The following is a 1,008-nucleotide window of genomic DNA, read 5'->3' as shown; positions in this document are numbered from 1 at the left end:
AACGGAAGATGAAGAAGCAATACATGAAAGAATGTTAAGTAACTTTCAAGATGTTTCTATCTTAGAAGGAGATTTTGTTTATGATGCAACAAGACCTACAGCAGAAGAAATCACACAGTTAAAACAATTAGGATTACAAAATAATTTAAAGATTGCATTTCCTCAGACATCTTATGGAACTTATTTAGAGTGGCTTGGTGAATGTAAGGGAGTATTTAAAAATCAACCAACTAAATCGGTTGGCATGGTTACATTTACAGGTGTACAAGGAACTATAATTACAAAAGGAACTATAGTAACTACTGTTGCAACTGATGAAAAGCAGAGTATAGAGTTTGAGCTTCTTGAAACTAAAACTATAGGAGAAAGTGAAACAGTAGATATTAAAGCAGAATGTAGGATTGCAGGGATTATAGGAAATGTATCTAAAGGCAGTATATCTGTTTATTAGGCTCTATTAATGGGATTAAATCTGTTAATAATAAAGAAGATTTCAAAGGTGGGACAGATATAGAAGATGAAGAACATTTTAGAGAAAGAGTCCTTGTATCAGAACAAGAGGACCGATTAAGTGGAGCTAGTTCAGATTATATAAGATGGGCTAAAGAAGTTGATGGAGTTGGATATGCTTATGTAGTTCCCGAATGGGCTGGAGCAGGGACAGTAAAAGTATTAATACTAGATAAAAATAGAAAAGCAGCAACACAAGAATTGATAGATAAAGTTCAAGAATATATATATCCATTAAATATATCAGAAGGAGAAAATAGAGATGGGAAAGCTCCTATCGGGGCTTTAGTAACTATAGTTACTCCAAAAACATTACTTATTAATGTAAAAGCTAGTTTTATATTTAGTAACAGTTTTAGCGAAGAAACAGTATTGAACAATCTAAAAGCTAAGATAGACAAATACTTAGATAAGATTGATTTAGGTGGAACGGTCTCATACAATGCTATACAAGCAATAGTAGGCTCTATGATGTTGACAGACGAAGGCATACAGGAC

Annotated in this window: 2 protein-coding genes; both read left to right on the top strand. The window is 32.9% G+C overall.

Annotation, left to right across the window (positions count from 1 at the left end; genetic code table 11):
* Window positions 1–451 (top strand): baseplate J/gp47 family protein (locus Q3223_RS19415; protein WP_407812435.1); only part of this gene is annotated, 451 nt, incomplete at its 5' end.
* On the top strand, window positions 439–1,008 hold a 570-nt coding region (locus tag Q3223_RS19410), incomplete at its 3' end, for a baseplate J/gp47 family protein (RefSeq protein WP_407812437.1). The genes Q3223_RS19415 and Q3223_RS19410, both read left to right, overlap by 13 nt.

The sequence above is a fragment of the Clostridioides sp. GD02367 genome (assembly GCF_045900275.1).
Taxonomy (GTDB): Bacteria; Bacillota; Clostridia; order Peptostreptococcales; family Peptostreptococcaceae; genus Clostridioides; species Clostridioides difficile_A.
The sequence above is the reverse complement of the archived record's forward strand: the minus strand, read 5'-3'. Positions and strand labels throughout refer to the sequence as shown.